General features: G+C 61.7%; 21 protein-coding genes and 1 pseudogene. 3 read left to right on the top strand and 19 right to left on the bottom strand.

Going from position 1 to position 18,013, the window contains the following annotated elements:
- Nucleotides 1-13 precede the first annotated feature (13 nt).
- The 3 genes from Q7U39_01010 to Q7U39_01000 all read right to left on the bottom strand — a co-directional run bounded on the left by Q7U39_01010 (nucleotide 14) and on the right by Q7U39_01000 (nucleotide 1,497).
- Nucleotides 14-184 (bottom strand): hypothetical protein, encoded by a 171-nt coding sequence (locus tag Q7U39_01010; GenBank protein ID MDO9116509.1) that lies wholly within the window; start codon nucleotides 182-184, stop codon nucleotides 14-16.
- An 81-nt stretch (nucleotides 185-265) separates the two neighbouring features.
- Nucleotides 266-475: a DUF2934 domain-containing protein gene (locus tag Q7U39_01005; GenBank protein ID MDO9116508.1), complete on the bottom strand. Its 210-nt coding sequence runs from the start codon at nucleotides 473-475 to the stop codon at nucleotides 266-268.
- 23 nt (nucleotides 476-498) lie between these two features.
- Nucleotides 499-1,497, bottom strand: coding sequence for a sugar phosphate nucleotidyltransferase (locus Q7U39_01000; protein ID MDO9116507.1), 999 nt, complete (start codon nucleotides 1,495-1,497; stop codon nucleotides 499-501).
- A 959-nt stretch (nucleotides 1,498-2,456) separates the two neighbouring features.
- Between Q7U39_01000 and Q7U39_00995 the strand changes: the two genes are divergently transcribed.
- From Q7U39_00995 to Q7U39_00985, 3 genes are all read left to right on the top strand, one after another.
- The gene (locus Q7U39_00995; protein MDO9116506.1) at nucleotides 2,457-4,013 is read left to right on the top strand and encodes a PAS domain-containing protein; all 1,557 of its coding nucleotides are present in this window, start codon (nucleotides 2,457-2,459) and stop codon (nucleotides 4,011-4,013) included.
- Nucleotides 4,014-4,030: 17 nt separating this feature from the next.
- A complete protein-coding gene (locus Q7U39_00990; GenBank protein MDO9116505.1) occupies nucleotides 4,031-4,699 on the top strand; it encodes a response regulator transcription factor in 669 nt (222 codons plus the stop codon).
- A 222-nt stretch (nucleotides 4,700-4,921) separates the two neighbouring features.
- Entirely contained in the window at nucleotides 4,922-5,350 is a 429-nt protein-coding gene (locus Q7U39_00985; protein MDO9116504.1) for a response regulator transcription factor, read from the top strand.
- 97 nt (nucleotides 5,351-5,447) lie between these two features.
- Here Q7U39_00985 and Q7U39_00980 read toward each other — a convergent pair whose 3' ends face one another.
- From Q7U39_00980 to Q7U39_00905, 16 genes and pseudogenes are all read right to left on the bottom strand, one after another.
- A complete protein-coding gene (locus Q7U39_00980; protein MDO9116503.1) occupies nucleotides 5,448-6,233 on the bottom strand; it encodes a cation transporting ATPase C-terminal domain-containing protein in 786 nt (261 codons plus the stop codon).
- Between the two features lie 225 nt (nucleotides 6,234-6,458).
- Nucleotides 6,459-6,827 (bottom strand): annotated as a pseudogene (locus Q7U39_00975) (hypothetical protein).
- A 264-nt stretch (nucleotides 6,828-7,091) separates the two neighbouring features.
- Complete coding sequence (locus Q7U39_00970) at nucleotides 7,092-8,372, bottom strand: MgtC/SapB family protein (GenBank protein ID MDO9116502.1); 1,281 nt, start codon at nucleotides 8,370-8,372, stop codon at nucleotides 7,092-7,094.
- 63 nt (nucleotides 8,373-8,435) lie between these two features.
- Entirely contained in the window at nucleotides 8,436-8,690 is a 255-nt protein-coding gene (locus Q7U39_00965) for a hypothetical protein (GenBank protein ID MDO9116501.1), read from the bottom strand.
- Nucleotides 8,691-8,731: 41 nt separating this feature from the next.
- Complete coding sequence (locus Q7U39_00960) at nucleotides 8,732-9,652, bottom strand: universal stress protein (GenBank protein MDO9116500.1); 921 nt, start codon at nucleotides 9,650-9,652, stop codon at nucleotides 8,732-8,734.
- 251 nt (nucleotides 9,653-9,903) lie between these two features.
- The gene (locus Q7U39_00955) at nucleotides 9,904-10,254 is read right to left on the bottom strand and encodes a hypothetical protein (protein ID MDO9116499.1); all 351 of its coding nucleotides are present in this window, start codon (nucleotides 10,252-10,254) and stop codon (nucleotides 9,904-9,906) included.
- The gene (gene floA / locus Q7U39_00950) at nucleotides 10,251-11,243 is read right to left on the bottom strand and encodes a flotillin-like protein FloA (GenBank protein ID MDO9116498.1); all 993 of its coding nucleotides are present in this window, start codon (nucleotides 11,241-11,243) and stop codon (nucleotides 10,251-10,253) included. The genes Q7U39_00955 and floA overlap by 4 nt, the downstream gene beginning before the upstream one ends.
- Nucleotides 11,240-12,637 carry an NfeD family protein gene (locus Q7U39_00945; protein ID MDO9116497.1) on the bottom strand — a complete coding sequence of 466 codons (1,398 nt, stop codon included), beginning with the start codon at nucleotides 12,635-12,637 and terminating at the stop codon, nucleotides 11,240-11,242. Before Q7U39_00945 ends, floA begins: the two co-directional genes overlap by 4 nt.
- Nucleotides 12,638-12,771: 134 nt before the next feature.
- Nucleotides 12,772-13,137, bottom strand: coding sequence for a cytochrome c (locus Q7U39_00940; GenBank protein ID MDO9116496.1), 366 nt, complete (start codon nucleotides 13,135-13,137; stop codon nucleotides 12,772-12,774).
- A 32-nt stretch (nucleotides 13,138-13,169) separates the two neighbouring features.
- Complete coding sequence (locus tag Q7U39_00935) at nucleotides 13,170-14,144, bottom strand: universal stress protein (protein MDO9116495.1); 975 nt, start codon at nucleotides 14,142-14,144, stop codon at nucleotides 13,170-13,172.
- A gap of 74 nt (nucleotides 14,145-14,218) precedes the next feature.
- Nucleotides 14,219-14,431 (bottom strand): DUF2892 domain-containing protein, encoded by a 213-nt coding sequence (locus Q7U39_00930; protein MDO9116494.1) that lies wholly within the window; start codon nucleotides 14,429-14,431, stop codon nucleotides 14,219-14,221.
- Nucleotides 14,432-14,488: 57 nt separating this feature from the next.
- Nucleotides 14,489-14,752 carry a DUF2934 domain-containing protein gene (locus Q7U39_00925; GenBank protein ID MDO9116493.1) on the bottom strand — a complete coding sequence of 88 codons (264 nt, stop codon included), beginning with the start codon at nucleotides 14,750-14,752 and terminating at the stop codon, nucleotides 14,489-14,491.
- 69 nt (nucleotides 14,753-14,821) lie between these two features.
- Nucleotides 14,822-15,754 carry a universal stress protein gene (locus Q7U39_00920; GenBank protein MDO9116492.1) on the bottom strand — a complete coding sequence of 311 codons (933 nt, stop codon included), beginning with the start codon at nucleotides 15,752-15,754 and terminating at the stop codon, nucleotides 14,822-14,824.
- Between the two features lie 66 nt (nucleotides 15,755-15,820).
- The gene (locus tag Q7U39_00915) at nucleotides 15,821-16,456 is read right to left on the bottom strand and encodes a hypothetical protein (GenBank protein ID MDO9116491.1); all 636 of its coding nucleotides are present in this window, start codon (nucleotides 16,454-16,456) and stop codon (nucleotides 15,821-15,823) included.
- A 14-nt stretch (nucleotides 16,457-16,470) separates the two neighbouring features.
- Nucleotides 16,471-17,040 (bottom strand): BCAM0308 family protein, encoded by a 570-nt coding sequence (locus Q7U39_00910; GenBank protein ID MDO9116490.1) that lies wholly within the window; start codon nucleotides 17,038-17,040, stop codon nucleotides 16,471-16,473.
- Nucleotides 17,037-17,909 carry a L,D-transpeptidase family protein gene (locus Q7U39_00905; GenBank protein MDO9116489.1) on the bottom strand — a complete coding sequence of 291 codons (873 nt, stop codon included), beginning with the start codon at nucleotides 17,907-17,909 and terminating at the stop codon, nucleotides 17,037-17,039. Before Q7U39_00905 ends, Q7U39_00910 begins: the two co-directional genes overlap by 4 nt.
- Nucleotides 17,910-18,013: the final 104 nt, after the last annotated feature.

The raw sequence follows: 18,013 nt of genomic DNA, 5'->3' as shown, positions 1-18,013 counted from the left end.
TCGACCTCTTCCCCTATTTGGTTGTGCCTGTTCCTGTCGTCTCTCCGCCTATCCGCTCGATGGCTCCGCGTAGCACGACCCGCAGGCTTTGCGGCAAGTCCTTCACCGAACCCGTCGATCCCTCGCCCTCGCACAACAATAATTTGAGCGACGAACTTCCACTGTTCAGCGCGAGCACATACATATCCACCCTACTTGTTGTTCACTCCTGAGCCAGGAATCACTTCTTTATGGGAGTGCCGACGCAGACCGTCCCCTCGGCGGCTTACATCTGACCGCCAAGCACATCACGTTCCGCCTCGAGCCAGTCATCCAGTTCGTGCCCCTCCCGAAAGCCCCGCTCCATATAAATCTCGTACGCTCTCACGGCGATCCGCGCCTGCACGCCGTCTTCTCCGGTCGCAGGTACGGGGGCCGCTCCGTTGACCGGACTCGACGATCCTGTTCGTTTCTTTCGACTCATCCCGATTTTCATCCTCGCTCCTTTCACATCGACCGTTACAAAGCCCAACGGACCTCCGCCTGGAGCGGCAGCGGATGCGGCGCAAACGGACGTTCCAGGCAATACGGCGGAAAGGCCGGCTGCTTGTCGATCCGGCGCAGAGTCTCAGCAATCCGCTCGGGCTTCCCCCAATCGCTCCACAAAACGCCGTCAAGCTCCAGCACCGCAACGGCCTCCGGCATACGCTGCAGTAAGTCGGCGGAGAAGTTTGCGAGGGGCATCCCCTCATAAATCTCCGCCAAAACCGCCGCCTCCCGCGGGCCGCCGATCGCATCGCCGAGCCGCTGAAACCGCGCAAGTATCTCGGGGAAACATCGCCATCCCAACTCCCACAGCACCTCCGCCTTCGCCGCCAATACCAGAGTATTCCACAAAGCTCCGTTCCGCATCGCTTCGTCGGCTCGGGCCGGCTCCGGTTTCTCCAGAAATCTCTGCACGCGTCGAACCGGCTCCACAGCGTTCTCACCGGCTTGTTCCGGTGCCGGCTCGATCCACCCGTACTCCAACTCCAATCGGTCAGGCCGGACGCCGAGGAGTACCAGGCGATCGGCCCCTCGTTCCGCCGCCTGAATGGCTTGCCGTACCAAACGGAGAAACCGGGCTTCCGGATACACAAAATGATCGGAGGGGAAAATCACAACCGTCGCCTTCGGATCACGCGCCCGCACATAGGTGAGAGGGAGAAAGACGCCGGCTGCCGTGTCGCAGTTGGCCGGTTGCAGGAGCAGATGCTCGACCTGCCGCCCGGCCAATTGATCGCGAAGCTCCGCTTCATGATGGCTCGCCGCGACCACAACCGTTCGACGGAGGGTGCTGATCTGGGCGGCGCGGTCCACGGTATGTTGCAACATTGAGCGCGTGCCCACGAATGCGCAATATTGCTTCGGACGGTGCCGTCCAAGCCATCGCTGCACCAAGGGCTTAACCCGTTCACCTTCGCCGCCGGCCAATACGATGGACCACACCGGCGTCTCTCCGTGCTTTTGATCGACCATGATCGCCATCCTTTCTCCGGCTCCGTCGCCGGCATGTCCCGCTCGTACGTGGCTTTCTTTTTCGGCTATCCCTGCGGGTTGTGTTCGTCAAGTCCGAGGCCGTGACTCCATCAGCGTGCCACTGCGCATCGCCAATCGGTTGGCGACAATCAACAGATCGATCCGCTCACCGCAGTTGACGCACCGCCAGCCAGGCTGCTCGCTCGCACAGAATGGCACACCGTCCCCGTCTTCGGCGGTCATCGGCACCATGAACCCCCGACACCGAGGGCAGGTCGCCATTCCTTCAGCATTGGCCCTCACAAATACCGATCCTCCACACCACCGAGCGTCCATCAGCACAGTCCTTACTTTCTCACAGCGAGTGGAGTGGCCCGATACCACCGCATGAACGGTGCCGGGCTACTGCACGGCGGACGGAAAGCGGATGAATGCAAACATTTTCCGCGACTTGTGCGCGGGCCTTTCGTCCTCTCTGTCCATTCGGAAACGGGTGACTGAGGCGTCTTGCGACAAAACCGCTTGCAGGACGGGGCGATACGCGACAACATCACGTCGGTGATCCGTCGAGCTCTGCCTAATGTGATTAGCATCATGTGCAGCACCGTAACGAATTCACTCGTCTCCACCCAACTGGGGAACGACCCAGATAGTTACGAAGAATCTCCCAGCGGATGCGCACCCAGTCGATTCGCGGCGCGCCGGCTCGGCTGTTCTCTATGGTTCATGCCGGTATGCCTCTAGAACGAAGTCCGGCCCTGGAATAGCAGGAACAGATCCACCATTCCCGCTTTCTCGACCCCCCGCTGTGGCACGGCCGCAACCTAGGGATCCACCTAGCTCTCGCTCTCGTTTGCTACCAGGAGTAGCACCGGGCGACCTCTTGAGGGGCCAGAGCCCTTGCGAGGACCACTGGAGGCGCCTAAGATCCTCCGCGTATTACCGAAGGAACTCTCCTGATGACGATACGGCCACCAACCTGCGTGCCTCTGCTTGGATTTCTCACGGCTACCACGGCTGCAGTATTTGCACTCGACTGGATCACGCCGCTCGGCTTTGCCGTCTTCATGCTCTACGTGCCGATTTGTCTCGCCTCTCTCTGGCTCGGAGGCTGGCGGGTTGCGCTCGTCCTCGGCATCCTCTGCTCGCTATTGCTGGTCATCGGTCTGCTGGTCTCTCCGCCGGGAGGATCCTTCATCTGGTCCTTCGTGAACCGGAGCGTGGCCTTCTTCGCCATCTGGTCGGCCCTCTGGGGCGGAAAGATGTTTGCCAAGCGCTCGGTCGAACTGGAGCGCGCCCACGCAAGCCTTCGGCAAGAAGCCGAACAGCGGACACACGCAGAACAGGCGTTGCGCCTCGCCAATGAAGAGCTCGATGCCCGCGTCACCCAGCGCACGGCCGAGCTCAAAACCGCCCTGGATCGCTGGGAGCTTGTGACTCAAGCGACGCATGACGGCGTCTATGATTGGGACTTGACGACCCGGCTCGTCGTCTACTCCTCCCACTGGAAAGAGATGCACGGGCTCGACGGAGAGGGCGGCCATGAGACCATTGAACAGTGGTCGGCACGCATTCACCCCGACGACCGCATCCGTGTCCTTAGCCATCTGGATGACTACCTCGCGAAAAAGCGGCAAGAGTTTCGCGAGGAGTACCGCATTTGTCGCGGAGACAGAAGCTGGATGTGGATCCTAGACCGCGGGATCGCGCTTTGGGACGAAGCGGGCCGGGCCGTTCGCATGGTCGGATCGGAAAAGGACATTACCGAACGGAAACAGGCCGAGGCCCAACTGCGCCAGCATCAGGCGCAACTCGAAGCACTCACCGAAAATCTGCTGAAGGCGCAGGATCACGAGCGGCAACGGATCGCGCGCGAACTGCACGACGACATCACGCAGCGACTCGCGGTCCTTGCCGTGGAGATTGGCTCGCTTGAGCGATCTCGTCCGTCTGACGCGCGACTCGAGGTCCATCTGGCGAGCCTTCGAAAAACCGCCGCCCAACTGGCCGATGACGTGCACAACTTCGCCTACCGGTTGCATCCTTCGCTCCTCGAACACCTGGGCTTGGAGGCGGCGGTCAGAGACCACGTCGATGAGTTCCGGCGCCGTAGCGGATTGGATGTCCAGTACGTGCAGCGGGGCGTTCCCAAGTCCCTTCCGATGGACGTGGCCACATGCCTGTATCGCGTAACCCAAGAGAGTCTGCAAAACGTGCTCAAACATGCCGAGGCCTCGAAGGTGCTGATCCGGTTGCTCGGCACCGCCGCCGGCGTCGGCGTATGTATTCGTGACGACGGAATGGGATTTGATCCGGACGCAACGGAACCCCGCTCAGGCGGACTCGGGCTCATCAGTATGGAAGAGCGGGTGCGGCTGTTGAAGGGTAGGTTTCGTGTCCAGTCGCATCTCGGAGACGGAGCGGAGGTGCACGCATGGGTGCCGTGGTCCGGGATGCCACCTGACGCACCCGATCAAACGGGACCGATCGAACGCCTTGCATCCCCCAATCAGTGAGCGTAGCGTGTACTAGAATGAAGGATCCCGACGCACAAAGACCGCGCGTGCTCTTAGCCGACGATCACAGCCTGATGCTGGCAGGACTGCGCAAGCTCGCGGAGGAAACCTGCGACGTCGTCGGCACGGTCGAGGATGGCCGTGCGCTGGTGGACGCGGCACAACGGCTGGAGCCGGACCTCATCATCTTGGACATCGCCATGCCGTTGCTCAACGGGATCGATGCCGCCAGGCAAATCAAGAAGCTCCGCCCCCACATCAAACTCATCTTTCTGACCATGCAGACGAGCCCGACGTATGCCACGGAGGCGTTTCACGCCGGGGCCAGCTGTTACTTGCTCAAACGGTCTGCGCCGCTGGAATTGCCGCTGGCGATCGATGCCGCCCTACAAGGGCAGCTCTATCTCACCCCTTCGATCGCCAAACCGGTGCTGGAACGGGCGTTGAAGCAGGAAAACCCGCCCGCCATCAAAGGCGCCGCATCCGAACTCACTCCTCGGCAGCGAGAAGTGCTCCAATTGATCGGGGAAGGGAAAGGGACCAAGGAGATCGCGACGTTACTCAACGTAAGCGTGAAAACCGTAGAGTTCCACAAGACGCGCCTGATGGAAGAGCTCGACATCCATACCACTGCGGAATTGATGCGGTATGCAATCACACTGGGTCTCGCCAGTACCCAGCCCTAGCCGATTCTTACCATTCCATCCAGGCTGATGCCACCTAGTAAGTGCGGGTTAGACAAACTAGGTCTTTCTCCAGTACCGGTCGAGCTACCCCCGATGTATAGAAACGAGTGTTGCAGCTATTCGGAGCCCGTGCAGCATCAGAGGGCATCATGAAAGCGCACGAGGGGCGCAGTCCTCGCTCAGATCTATCTCCTGGAGAAAGCCGATTCGCAGAGGGAGCCTATGAATGGAACGCGTATCCTGTTAGCCGACGATCATCCTGAAATGGAAGATGTGGTGGGACAAGCAGCCGGCAAGGCGGCCTCCGTCGTCGGTGTTGTACACGATGGAACGGCTTTGCTCCAAGCTGCCCTGGCGCTCAAGCCCGACGTGATCCTTCTCGACGTTGCAATGCCGCACATGAACGGATTCGAAGCAGCCCGCCGGCTGCTCGTCGCCATGCCGCAGATGCGGATCATCTTCCTCACCGTGCATGATCGGCCATCTTATATCGCCGAGGCCTTCCGGCTTGGGGCGAGGGGCTATGTGCTAAAACGATCGGCTGACGAACTTCCTAGCGCCATCGACCGGGTGATGCGGGGGCAGCGGTTCCTCAGCTCGACGCTCCTCCCGGCCTACCCGGAACTGCTGACGGACGAATCGGGGTCTTAGCCTGAGCCAGCCTGTCCATCAACAAGCCGCCTCGCTCACGGAACCGGGTCATACCCTTGTACAGATCGCCCTTCACTCTTCCTTCATAGGGTGGAACTCATCGCATACCTGACGCAAACGCCGAGTGACTTGTAACCATAACTAGGTGAATCGATCCTGTCCGATCAGGACTCTTCGCCGTCTTTGCCACTTGACCGCTTCCATGACCACAAACGGCCAAGGCACCCATCGTTCCCATCAGCACCCAGTCTTCGAGCGGCAATACCGCGACCTTGAAGATGGGCGAGGCAACGGGACCCGTCAGCACGGCGATCTGCTGCATGGCACAGGAAAAAAGGAAAGCCCACAAAAGCGTCCGGTTTGTCCCAATGCCTAGCTGAAATAGCGAAAACCGGTCGCACCGGCAGTTGAAGGCCTGAACCAATTGCGCGACGACTATCACGGTAAACGCCACGGTCCTTGCCTGCTCAACATTTTGATGCGATCCGTACAAGTTATAGCTGAAACCTCCGAGGGCGATGACGCTCAACATCAATCCCTCGGCTCCAATCGCAAGCAGCCGCCCACCATCCAGCAACCGAGCGTCAGGCAGGCGGGGCAGACGCTGCATCAAATCAGGAGCCTTGGGATCAACGGCCAAAGCCAGGGCTGGAATGCCATCAGTCACGAGATTCATCCACAGAATCTGGATCGGCAGCAGCGGCAATGGCAATCCCGGCAAGGCGACAAACAGCATGACCAGCACTTCGCTCACATTGCAGGGCAACAGGAAGTGAACGGTCTTGCGAATATTGTCGAAGACGCCTCGCCCCTCCTCCACCGCTGCGGCAATGGAGGCGAAGCTGTCGTCCGTCACGACCATGTCGGCCGCTTCCTTGGTCACATCCGTTCTGTTGCCCCCCCATCGCCACGCCTATGTCGGCCGCTTTGACCGCAGGAGCATCGATGACGCCGTCCCCGGTCATGGCCACGATCGCCACTCGCCGCTTCCAGGCCTGAATGATGCGCAGCTTAGGCTCGGCCGAAACGCGGGCATAGACCGAGACATGGGCAACAACGTTCACCATCTCATCGTCGGACAGACGGTCTAGGTCCGTCCCGGCTAAGGCTATTCCCCGGCCTTCATCAATCCCAGCCCCGCGGTGATGGCCGCCGCCGTGTCCTTGTGATCCCCCGTGATCATCACCGTCCGAATCCCCGCGTCCAGAAAGAGTGGGACAGCCGCTTTCGCCTTCGGCTGGAGAGGGTCTTTCATGGCCACCAACCCCAGAAAAACCAGATCCTGCTCCAACGCATCGGCTCGATAGGCCTCCGATACCCGCTCCAGTTGCCGCTGTGCAAGGCCCAGCACGCGCTGGGCGGCGGTGATCCCAGCCACACACGCCGGGTTGTGCAACAGCGCCAGCCCGCTGAGCCGCTCGATATCAGCCAACATGGTCGCGTCGATGCGGACGGGTTGCTGAAAGATGGCACCCCCACGGACTCGACGCGCAAGCCGCCCAGACGTTCAAAGACCCACGGGACGGCTTGGCAATGGTCGAGAATCTGTCGATCACGCGGCGCTTCGCGCACCCTATCGACTGCCAGCGTAAGGGTTGCCGCTTCGCCGATTTTGTCGACCACCCGGACCTTCAGGCTTGAACTGCCGCAGTTCAGGACAAGCACCCACATAGGGACTTCTGTGCGTACAAGCGGAACATAATGCCCCCCATGATTGCTCCCAGCCACTTTGCGTTATGGGCTATGTGGTGAAGACCAGCGTCACAGCGCCTCCGACTAAGGCTACCCCCAAGCCCAGGGCGACACGCCAGGCCAACGCCTTGCCGCCGAACCAGGCGGCAAGAGCCGCTTTGGCGATCGTGTTCGTCATCGCCGCTGCCGTGATCGCGGTCGCCGCAGTCCGCGTATCCAATCCTTCCTGGTGAAACCGAGCCACCGAGAGCGTGATCGCGTCGACATCGGTCGTCCCGGCCAGCACACTGGAGGCGTAGAGGCCCTGGTCGCCGAGCCCGATCTGCGCGCCTTTGGCCACGACAATCACGACTGCATAGAAGAGGCCAAACTTCAACGCGGTGCCCAGTTCGAGCGGATTATAATAGAGCACCGGAGGCACCTCGTGAAGAACCTGACGCGACTTGAGATAGAACAGCAGCGCCGTCCCATAGCCGCCGAGCGCCATGATCCCCAACGGCCATGCCAGACCCGGGAGAAGACCGGGATTGATCACACCGATCACCACGAGCATGCGGAGAAACATCGTGCTCGAGGCCAGCAGCGTCGCCACGGCGGCGAGCGCGACCACCGGCGATGATTCCCGCGCTTTCGTCGCGAGGCTGATCGTGACGGCCGTGGAGGACATCAGTCCCCCCAGCATGCCGGTCGCCAGCAGACCGTGACGCGGACCGGCAATCCGCATCGCGATGTACCCGAGGAAACTCATCCCTGCGATCAACACGACCATGAGCGCCACATGGAAAGGATTCACGACATTGAAGGGACCATAGGTGCGGTTGGGCAGCAACGGCAGAACGACCACCGCGAGCACCACAAACTTCGCCGTCGCGTACAGATCGTCATCGGAGATGCGGGCCACCGCCTGGTGCAGCGGCTCCTTGAACGACAGCAGGGCCATCACCACACCGGCACTGGCGACAATCAGGAGATAGCGGTCGCCGACAGGCAAGGGAATCCCCGGCGAGAGAGCCAGGACCCCCAGGAGAAAGGTGATGAGGGCCGCCACTTGCGTGGTAACTCCTGGATCCGCACTTCGGCTCGACTCGTGATACTGCGAGATGGCCAGGAAGACGCCGATCACCCCCATGGCGCCCAGCACGGGCCACATCCCCATCGTATGTGCGATAAATGCGGAGAGGGCTCCCGCGAGCGCAATGAGCGGAAAGGTCCGAACGCCGCCGACGCCGGGGCCTTTCTCCTCGTCCCTGGACTGCTGGCGTTGCAGGCCGATGAGCGCTCCAGCGCCCAACGCGATCAGAAACCCCCAGAAGATTTCTTCAAAAGTCATAAGTTCATCGACTCCTCGTGGTGACCCCGGTTTCCGGCTCACACAGAGGCCCTCTCGTCACAGCTATCCTTGATCGTGTCGGGCGCCGATCAGACCTCCGCCAGCGGGGAGCGAGGAAGACCTTGCGCGCGACGCCCGATCCAACTCCAACAGGGCATCATAGAGCCCTCCGGTCAGTTCAGCCATCGCGGGATAGGCCAATGTATTCGGCCTACCCGTATCCCGGTGATAATGCGGGTTCCGGCAGAGCGCCGTATCCGTCAACATCACAGCAGGAGAGGCTTTCTTCCAGAAAGCCCCATGATCCGAGAGGCCCACGCCAGGAATCCTGGTCGCGCGCCTTCGAGAGTCTCTCAGACTCAGCTTTTCACCACCAGCACCGAACAGGGTGCATGCCGCGCCACCTTCCGTGACACACTGCCGAGGAACGCGCCCTTCAACCCCGTCATACCCCGCGATCCGAGGATCACCAGGTCGGCATGCGTTCGCTGTGCGGCTTGGATGATTTCCTCTGCTGGATGACCTTCGACCAATGCTGGATGAACGGTCAGCCCGCGATGCGCCACGAGCTTCCGCATCCGCTCCAACACCTGCCTCCCCCGCTCCTTTGTCACACGAATCATGGCCTGTGCGGCCTCACGAAATTTCGGTGCCGTCAGAGTCAGCAGCTGGGATGTCCCATCGCCTGGTGGCGCAACGACGTGCAGAATGGTCACCTCCGCCGCCGATAGACGCAGCGCTCGAAGCCATCGTGCGGCCGCCAACGCGTGATCGGATTCATCGACCGCCAACAGGATCCTGAGGCCTTTGGCTGGCGGCTGTGCGCCCCGCTTTCGTGGTCCTCGGCTGATCAGGACCGAGCACGGCGCCGAATGGAGCACGCCCTCGCTCACGCTTCCAAGCAGGAATCGCCGCACACCGGAGAGCCCGCGAGAGCCCACGACGACAAGGTCTGCCTGCTGTTTTTTCAGGACATCGATGATCCCTGTCAGCGGCAGACCCCATTTAACCATCGCATCTAATCGGACGCTTCCAGGACGCACCAGCGCTTCCATTCTCTCCAGAAAGCGTTGAGCGTTTCCGAACACTTTTTTCCGTTCACCCACAAACTGCTTCCATAACTCAGGATGGTAGTGGAGCTGCCAGCCACCGGAGATGGTGACGATTTCTAATACATGAAGCAGAGTCACAACCGATCCGGCCGGCCAACGCATCTGCTGGACCAACTGAAACGCCGCACGAGCATGCCGAGACCGGTCCAGCGCAATCACAACTTTCATCGCCTATTCTCCCGTGTTAAGCAGACTCCGCTCATCTCTCCGTCACGGCCGGCCGTCCCAGAAAGCCTATCCAGCTTCATTCTAATTCTCCTCCCTCGCCCCTCACCTGCGACTGATCTGGCAACAAAGACTTCTCAAAAAGGCGGTCCACGTTGTGGCCTAGTGCAACAGACACCCGTCCACCTCCCTTCTCAATCCTCGTGACAGGCCCCGCACCGAATGAAGGTCAAGGCCGGACTCAGACGCTCACCCTACTCACCCGGTAAGGCTAACCGTTCCACCCCCCGGCAGGGACCGAGTACCGCCATCAGCACCATGCCGCGGCGCGCTTCGCGAAGCATTACTGGTCGAACATCCTGCCTTTGCGCGATTACCGATACCGGCAAGGGACGATGGTGCCGGTCTTGAGACGGTCGAGTCCGGCCCTTCCCGACCGGTATGACTCGTTTCCGCACCGAAGCGGCAGGCACGATCGGCTCCGCATCCTCGGCTCCCTCGTCTTGTTGCGCTTCTTGCGCCGCCCGCCTGAACATCGGCAGAACGACATTGATGAAGACCACCAGGGCGATCAAGAACGTGATGAACAGCTGATCGAGGCTCATGGGCGGTCCCCCTTCTCGGTTCCTCCGGGCGGCTCTTCGCCCGTCCCTGCAATGGCATCCCGCATGGAAGTGTCCGCCTGCACATTTTTCATCCGGTAATAGTCCATGATACCCAGATTTCCCTGACGAAAGGCCTCGGCCATGGCCTTCGGCACTTCGGATTCAGCTTCCACCACCTTCGCGCGCATTTCCTGCTCCAGCGCGACGGCCATGGCGCGCCGTTGCTCGGCTCTCGCCTGGGCGATCTGCTTGTCGGCGTCGGCCTGATCGATCTGCAACTTTGCGCCGATGTTCTCGCCGACGTCGATATCCGCGATATCGATCGACAGGATCTCGAAGGCTGTCCCCGCATCCAGCCCTTTCGCCAAGACATGCTTGGAGATGTGATCGGGATTCTCCAGCACATTTTTGTGGGTCTCCGCCGAGCCGATCGTGCTCACGATCCCTTCGCCCACCCGTGCCAGCACCGTCTCCTCGCCCGCGCCGCCCACCAGCCGATCGAGATTCGTCCGGACCGTCACGCGGCAAATCGCGTGGAGCTGAATGCCGTCTTTGGCGACCGCGGCAATGCGCGGTGTTTCGATCACCTTGGGGAGGACCGACATCTTGACCGCTCCCAGCACATCGCGTCCGGCCAGGTCGATGGCCGCCGCCCGCTTGAACGGCATCGCGATATTCGCTTTGTCGGCGGAGATCATCGCAAGGACGACGTTCACCACGTTGCCCCCCGCCAGATAGTGGGCTTCGAGATCGTTGAGCGGAATGGTCAGTCCGGCCTTCACCGCGCTGATGCGCGCGGTCACCACCGTCCCGGGCGGCACGCGCCGAAGACGCATCCCGATCAGGGTCAACAGCCCGACGTAGGCGCCGGAGGCCCAGGCGGCAATCCACAGGCGGAGCGGGATCAGGTACAACAGCAAGGCGCTGCCGGCCACCACCAGCATCAACGTTGTCAGAATTCCCAATAGACCGGTTTCCAGTTCGCTCATGACTCACTCCTTTCACCATCCGGTGCCAGGCGCCGGACCACAATGCGATTGCCCTCCACTCGAATGACTTCAATGGCGGCGCCGGCTTCGATGTATTCGCCTTCGGTGACGACGTCCACGCGCTCGTGGTCGAAATGGGCAACCCCCGCCGGTCGCAATGTCGAGGCGGCAGTCCCGCGCGTGCCGAGCCACCGGCTGTCCGATTCCGGCGGGGAGGCATACCCCCCCGCGGCCGACAACGCGGTGTCTAAAATGAGCTTCCGGCCAAAGGGCAGGCGCGGCACAACCCGCAGCAACGCGAGAGCCAGCACGCCGGCCAACAGTACGGCGGCGATCACCTGTCCCAGCGCATAGAGGACGACGGCCCAGGTCGCGCCCGTCCCGACGAGGCTCAGGCCAAGTCCCCCGAGCAGCGCGGCAATGCCAAGCGCCCCGAAGAGTCCAAAGCCCGGCAGCAGAAATATTTCGACGACCAACAGGATGAGCCCGATCCCGATCAGCAGGACTTCCTCCCAGCCCGCTAAACGGACCAACCAATGCCCCCACAAGAACAGCGCAAGGCTCGTCAGCCCGAACGCGCCCGGCACCCCGAACCCGGGGCTCTGAATTTCCACGATGATGCCGAGCATCCCGACCGCGATGAGAATCGAGCTGACGACCGGATGCGTGAGCACCCGCACCAGCGACTCTGCCCAGGTTTCCGAGGCACGGCGAATCTCCGCGTCGGAGAGATTCAGCGCTTTCAACAGGGCTTCCAGCGTGTCGGCGCGAAAGTCCGCCAGCTTCTGTTGCAGCGCTTCCTCAGTCGTCAGCGTCAGCAGTTTGCCCTTCGCGATGACCCCTGGAATCTCCACATCCGCATCCACCATCGCTTCAGCTATTTCCGGCGGCCGTTTCCGGCTCTCCGCCGTGGCGCGAAACTCCTTCCGCATATACGAGACGGTTTTCTCCTCGACCGGCTGCGCCGGCGCGCCGGGCAAGCCGATCTGAACCGGCGTGGCGGCGCCGATCGTGCCGCCGTCAGCCATGACGATGGTTTCCGCAGCCAGACTGATCAGCGCACCCGCCGAGATGGCCCGCTTATTCACGAACGCGACGGTCCGGACCTTTGATCGGAGCAGGGCATCGCGGATAAGGACGGCGCCATCCACACGCCCGCCAAACGTGTCAATCTCGAGAATCACCGCTGAGGCGCCGGCTGCGGTCGCTTCATCCAGCACGCGCTCCACAAACGGCGCTAGGCCTAGGTCGATGACGCCCTCGACCGGAATCACATAGACCACGGATCCAGCGCGTGAGGCGCTCGGCGCAACACCCAGCGTCAACAGGCTCAAGAGCCCAATGATAGCGAGATGTGTCGCTCGAAGCCCAGGACGGAGCAAACGTGCGTGCATTGCAGGTTTCCTTTCTCCCCTCCCCTCATCACGGATGCGCCGCAACTGCATCTCCGTCTCCTATCCAAGCCTGAAACGGCCCATCCGCACGGTCATACACACGACACGTATCGTCCGGATGACCGCCTTCGCTCTCATAGATGCGGCCCGGCGGGCGCCAAGGCCCGCACGTACTGAATCACGTCCATCATCTCCTCGTCTTTCAGCCGGCCGCGCCAGGCATGCATCGGGCTGAACAGCACGCCGTTCGAGATCGCGATCAGGAGTTCAAAATCGGTCTTCGCGCGCGACCGCTCCGTATGAAAATCGGTCGGCCGCACGATGAGGTTCTGCGCGTCAGGCCCATTGCCGTCGCCCAGCTTCCCGTGGCACCGGACGCACTGTTCTTTGTAGACCGTCTCGCCTCGATCGGGATGTCCCGGCCTGATCTGGGCCACAGTCCAGGAACTCGCTAAGACGATGGAAAGCACTGCCATGGTGATACCGAGATGCTTGAGCATAACACCCTCCTTGCTTGCAGATCAGATCCCTGCTAGTGGGTTCGTTCGCCTGTCCGCACCGGGTCTCCGACCCGTATTCGAAGGTCCGACGAGAGACACCTGGCTTCTATCGGTACGTGAAGGTGCTTCACCGTCAAGACTGGAATCGTCGCGTGGCGCAAGACCCCTTCGGCGACACTGCCGCCGATCAGGCTGGTCAGGCCACGTCGCCCGCGTGTACCCATGACGACCAGGTCGCAGCCCCGCCGGTTCGTTTCCGTTAGAATCGCTTCAGCGGTATTCCCTCCGTCAATCGCAGTCTCAACGGCAAGGCCCTGGCCCTGAAGCACGTGGCAGAGATCCGCCAGCCGCGCTGCCGCCTGTTCCCGCTGATGCGACGCCACAACCAAGGAGTCCGCCGCTCCCTCACATTCGAACAACACCGGCTCCATGACATGCAAGACCGTCAGCATCGCTCCAAAGTGCGTCGCGAGCTGCGCGGCATAGTCCAGTGCATCGAGAGAACAGAATGAAAAGTCCACCGGCGCCAGAATATGGCGCACTCTCGAAGGAGCGTACGGACGGAGTGGCGCCGGATGAACGGTCAACACCGGACACGGCGCACCCTGCACCACGCGCTGGGCGGTGCTGCCCAGCAGCACTTCGCTCAGGCCGGAGCTGCCGTACGCGCCCAGGGTGACGAGGTCCGCGCCCAGCTCTTCTGCGGCCCGGTTGATCAGCCGACTCGGAATGCCGAGTTGCTGCCGCCACCGCGCCGCCACTCCCATGGAAACCAGTTGCTGGACCAACTTATCGAGCGGCGTCTCTGCCTGTGTGCGGCGCATATCGAAATAGCGTTCAGCCAGCGCATCGTCAGGATGCAGGTCAGGCGGAACCTCGACGACGTGCAGAATGTCCACCGCTGCAGGACAGGCCTGCCCTAGGAACCCGGCATAGTCAGACGCCTGCTCCGCGCATCCCGAAAAATCCGTGGCCAGTAAGATTCGTTTGATCGGTAATTGTTTCATGGATATTCACCTCTGCCGGATCGGTCACTCAGACCTGGGGGAAGATAGAGTCATCGCTGCATGCCAGAGGCACCCTAGCGTGAGGCACCAGGCTTTTGCCCCCTCCGCGTATACAGGTGCTTCACCGGACAATACCCCACGGCCCCGGAGACCACGGCGAGCAATCCAATGGTCTCCGCGATTTCTTCAACCCAGAACGGAATCGGCAGCGTGATCCCGAGGACCATCAGGATAATCCCCCCGACGACTCTGACCCATCGTTCCACGATTCCCACATTACGAAGCACGGTGTTCACCTCGCCCGAATGATAGCCGCAAGCATGTTCAGCGAAAAGACCGGCTCATCACTCGCGGGCTTCGTGGATCTCGTCCATCACAATCCCTTCCGCATCGAACCAGTCTTGGAGATCATGGCCCTCGCGGCAGCCGCGTTGCTCCCACAGTTCGTACGCCTTCGCTGAGATCCGCTCCCACATGCCGTTGGGCAGCTCGATCGCTTGCTGCATGACCTCTCCGGCGAGCGTCGCGCGGGTCTGCGAGGCGTCGCGCTTCTTCGCCGCCGCCTTCGAATCCATCGGGTCCTTGGGTGCTTTCATCTTCACCATCATGTCGTCACCTCCTGAGATTTGTGATCACGTGACACGGCCAGAATCCCCATCGCGTTCAAAGCGGGAGCGTCACGCCTCGCGCGATGGAACGTTCCCGCTCGTACTCGCATGTCCTTCGTCCTTCTTCTGTCGAAACACCAAGACTGCGCAAGGGGCATACAGCACAATGCTGTCTGACACACTCCCCATGAGATAGCGTGTGTCGCCGGTCAACCCGCGAGACCCCACCACAATCACATCAGCCTGTACCCTCTCAACAAGCTTCAGCAGTTCATGGCTCGGATGACCGGCGACCACCACGCCGCTGGCCAGACAGCCATGTGCGCGGATCTTCTCCACCACGCGGGTCACGCTCTTCCGTGTTTCTTCCTCCACCTGCCCATGAATCTGTTGGAGTCGTGCCGCATGGTCCTCCGTCAACGGCGCCTGCCCGTACGGCAGCGGGGGTATCACCGACGCAACCGTGACCCGCGTGCCGTCAGGCAACGAGAGCCGCAGCAGAAACTCAGCGGCGGCCTCCGCCTCCTGGGAGCCATCCACGCCGATCACGACATGCCGCAACGCCGCGACCGGCTGCTTGACCACGAGCACCGGACAGGACGCATACAAGACGATCCGGCGCAATACGCTCCCCAACTGGCACTGTTGGATGTCTGACCGTCCGTGCGCGCCCACCGCAACCAGATCGACATGGTGTCGATTGGCCGCCAGGAGAATCGTCTCGGCCGGGCGGCCACGGAGCAATTTGTAGTGGACAGCCTGCCAATCCGATGACACCTCCCCCCCCCGCTTCACGCTCTCCAGCACCGCTTCCCCGCGATCCTCCGGCAATTCCAGCGCGGCGAGCCCTGTGGGATAGGACACTCCGAATTCGGACACATAGAGCATCGTAAGGGTCGAGGCTGCGGACATGCGGAAGCGTTGCACGAGTTGGAGTGCCATATGTGAGGCAGGGGACCCATCCGTGGCGCACAGCACATGGAGCGAAGGACTCGTTTTCATCGGACTTGGCGCCTTTCGTCGCAAAAGAAACACCCGCGCACAGAAATCATCCTGGCGCATCGCATCTTACAAATGTTCCAACCGCTTGTCCCGTTCCAGTTTTTCAAACAGATCGTTGAGCGCCGCGCGGACCGCTCGATTGATCGGGTCTCGATCGTCGTCCGTTCCACCCCGGCTCACCTCGCCGATAGCCTTGCCCTTGCCGGCATACTCGATGAGCGCTCTGCCATTGCGCGGATCCCGCAGCGCTCCCTCTATCGTGGCGACATAGACGTGATTGAACTTGAAGGAGACGCCCGGATCGACGTAGATGAGCACCCGGAGCGTCATCGACAGATCGGCCGGCCCCTCCGTCACGACCTGTCGAAAGGTCTTGCGCGCGGCCAGGTACTCGAGGACGGCCTGTTCCCATTGAGGTTTGGCCCGGTCGACAGAGGGCAGCTTCCCGGTCACATGATTCTGCAGGCGGGGATCCGCGATCATGGTCGCTCCAGGCTGCACCAGATAGGCGCCCACCTCGGTGAGCTCGACTCGCGCCGAATAAGGCAGCGGCTGTGCCGTGGGCACGACCGGGGCCGGGTCGAGCGAGATGTGATTGCACGCAGCCAGCCCGCACCCAAGGACGAACAGAACGATCAGGTGAACTCCGACCTCCTGCTGAGCTCGATCGCGCCCGCGCGTGGCTTGAGTATTCCGCAGCATGTGTCCTCTCCTGATCATCGCGGTACAGAACCCTTGGCACCCTTCGAACGGGGGGCGGCGGGTGGACTTGGGCCAGCCCATTCGACTCTGAGTAGCCTGTCTTTATGCGCCCACCGATAGGCCGCCTTCCCGCCGAACGCCCGGACCAGCTCGCGGCCGATCCGTTGGGCCAATTGGTCGCTCGTGGCCTGGATCTCCATCTCGCGCTTGCTGAACGTGACCACCTTCATCAACCGCGCCAATGGATTGACCGCCAACGCGCGGGTTTCTTCGTTCACGATCAACCCGCGAATCTCGGCTTCGTGCTCGTCCAGGTCCGGCCATCGCAGCGCGACAATCCCTTCGGGATAGTGGTCGCGGATTGGCCGGCAGGCCGGGCAGGGCGCCTGTTTGGTTGTCGAAGCAGAACCGAGCTTGGCGAACTCGGCCTCATCGAGCACCCACCGTTTCTTAGCAAAGACGGCATGGCACTGCGGGCAGACGAGAGGACCCCGCGGCGCTGTAAGCATGGCATAAGGGTCTTGCTGGGCTTTCTCCCGTTCCTTGTAAGACGTGGTAGCTCGTTGTCCGCGGCTGGCACTCATGCGAGGTGGTCCTTCTTTCTGACCTGCCGACCCAGCGCTGCCTCCAGAGAGACCCTCTCGGCCATGCGGTTGGGCTTCGTCAGAATTTGGCTGACGCGGTTCCAGTCGAGAGGAACGTCCAACGCCCGCAAAGCCGCTTCAACCTCGCGGAGGCGAGGACGGTTGAACCCATAGACATCCGGGTGTGCCTCGACAGAGACCCGGCTCTCCTCGCGAGCCACCTTCACCGGATGATACACGAGTGCTCCCGGCGTCCCGACCGCGACCAGGGCAAACAATCGGCGGATGTCGTCCGGATGCATGCGGATACATCCGTGGCTCTGGTAGTGCCCGATGCTCGCCGGCGCAATCGTGCCATGGATGCCGTAGCCGGGGATCGAGAGCCCCAGCCAGAATTCGCCCAAGGGGTTCTCCGGACCGGGTGGCACGCGAGTGAGCACGACCCGCCCCTCGGCTTCCATTTCCTGCTGAATCGACAAGGGCACTTCCCAAGTCGGGTGGCGTTCCTTCGTGCGGACGACGAATGGCCCCGTCGGCGTACGCCAGCGGCCCGGCTTGCCGAGCCCGACACCGGCATAGAAGACCACCCTACCGTTCTCAAAATAGTAGAGCATCGCTTCCGGCACATTGATGATGACCCCGTGCTCCAACAGACCCGGGACAATGCGCCTCATCTCGACCATGAGCCGCTGGCCCGGATAGATGCGGTCCGGATTTCTCAAACCGTTGGCCTGCGCCACGGCCTGCCAGTCCGCTCCGAACCGTCCGGCGATCCCCAGCACCGTATCACCTGATCGAACCTGGTAGTCCATCGTGCGCTCGATGACCTCCGTGAACACCGGCAACATTCCGCCACTTGACCAGGCCACGGCTTCCAGCCTTCCCTGCACGGCGTCGCGCTCACTTCCACAAGTCCCTCAACATCCGTTCCCGTAACAGTGTCGCGATGGCCTCGAAGGGAATCCGGAACTCA

The sequence above is a fragment of the Nitrospira sp. genome (assembly GCA_030653545.1).
GTDB lineage: Bacteria > Nitrospirota > Nitrospiria > Nitrospirales > Nitrospiraceae > Nitrospira_D.
Note: the sequence above shows the minus strand (reverse complement) of the source record. Positions and strands in the feature narration are given on the sequence as shown.